At 66.2% G+C, this 1,511-nt stretch carries 2 protein-coding genes; both read left to right on the forward strand.

Going from position 1 to position 1,511, the window contains the following annotated elements:
* On the forward strand, positions 1 to 447 hold a 447-nt coding region (locus V6M56_RS20455), incomplete at its 5' end, for a methylenetetrahydrofolate reductase (protein ID WP_332686445.1).
* Between the two features lie 126 nt (positions 448 to 573).
* A partial coding sequence (locus V6M56_RS20460; protein ID WP_332686447.1) for a homocysteine S-methyltransferase family protein occupies positions 574 to 1,511 on the forward strand: 938 nt, incomplete at its 3' end.

Genomic DNA, 1,511 nt, shown 5'->3' on the forward strand with positions numbered 1-1,511 from the left:
CCGGAAGCGGCCTCGCTCGACGCCGATATCGACGCCCTGAAGAAGAAGGTCGATGCCGGCGCGACGCGGGCGATCTCCCAGTTCTTCTTCGATAACGACGTCTATTTCCGCTATCTCGACAAGGTTCGCGCCCGCGGCATCGAGATCCCGATCCTGCCCGGCATCGTGCCGGTGCAGAATTTCAAGCAGACCGCAGGCTTTGCCCGCAAGACCGGGGCGAGCGTGCCGCAATGGCTGGCGGACCGCTTCGAAGGGCTCGAGGACGACCCGGCGACGCGCCGTCTGGTGGCTGCGGCGGTCTGCGCCGAGCAGGTGCTCGACCTGGTCGATCGCGGCGTCTGCGACCTGCATTTCTACACGATGAACAAGGCCGACCTGGTCTATGCGATCTGCCATCTCGTGGGCCTGAAGCCCGAGAAGGCGACGGCGCAGCAAGCGGCGGCGTAGAGACGTCATTGCGAGCGTAGCAAAGCAATCCAGGGACCCGCATGGCCCTGGATTGCTTCGTCGCTACGCTCCTCGCAATGACGGAGAAGGCGTTACGAACCGAGTTTCACGACGAAAGCGTCCACGATGTCCGACTTCCAGCCTACTCCCGTCGACGGCGCCGAGATCGAGCGCGCGCTCCGCCAGGCCGCCTCCGAGCGCATCCTCGTGCTCGATGGTGCCATGGGGACGCAGATCCAGGACCTGAAGCTCTCCGAGGCCGATTTCCGCGGCGAGCGCTTCAAGGGCTGGAACCGCGACCTCAAGGGCAATAACGACCTGATCGCGCTGACGCAGGCCGCGGCGCTGCGCGACATCCACCTCGCCTATTTCAACGCCGGCGCCGATATCGTCGAGACCAACACCTTCTCCGGCACCTCGATCGCCCAGGCCGATTACGGCATGGAGGCGCTGGTTTACGAGCTCAATGTCGCCGCCGCGAAGCTCGCGCGCGAGGCCGCGGCGATCGCGCAGAAGGGCGACGGCCGGCGCCGCTTCGTCGCCGGCGCCATCGGCCCGACCAACCGCACGCTCTCGATCTCGCCCGACGTCAACAATCCGGGCTACCGGGCCGTCAGCTTCGACCAGGTCCGCGATTCCTATGCCGAGCAGGTGCGCGGGCTGATCGACGGCGGCGCCGAGCTGATGCTGATCGAGACGATCTTCGACACGCTCAACGCCAAGGCGGCGATCGTCGCGATCGAGGAGGTCTATCGCGAGCGGGGCATCCGCCTGCCGGTGATGATCTCCGGCACGATCACCGACCTCTCCGGCCGCACTCTCTCGGGCCAGACGGTCGAGGCCTTCTGGAATGCGGTGCGCCATGCCAATCCGTTGACCATCGGTCTCAACTGCGCGCTCGGCGCGCGCGAGATGCGCGCCCATATCAAGGACATGTCGCGGCTCGCCGGCACGCTGGTCTGCGCCTATCCCAATGCCGGCCTGCCCAACGAGTTCGGCCTCTATGACGAACGTCCCGAGGCGACGGCTTCGATGCTGGCCGAGTTCGCCGATGCCGGCTTCGT

The organism is Allobosea sp. (genome assembly GCF_036675845.1).
In the GTDB taxonomy this organism is placed as follows: domain Bacteria; phylum Pseudomonadota; class Alphaproteobacteria; order Rhizobiales; family Beijerinckiaceae; genus Allobosea.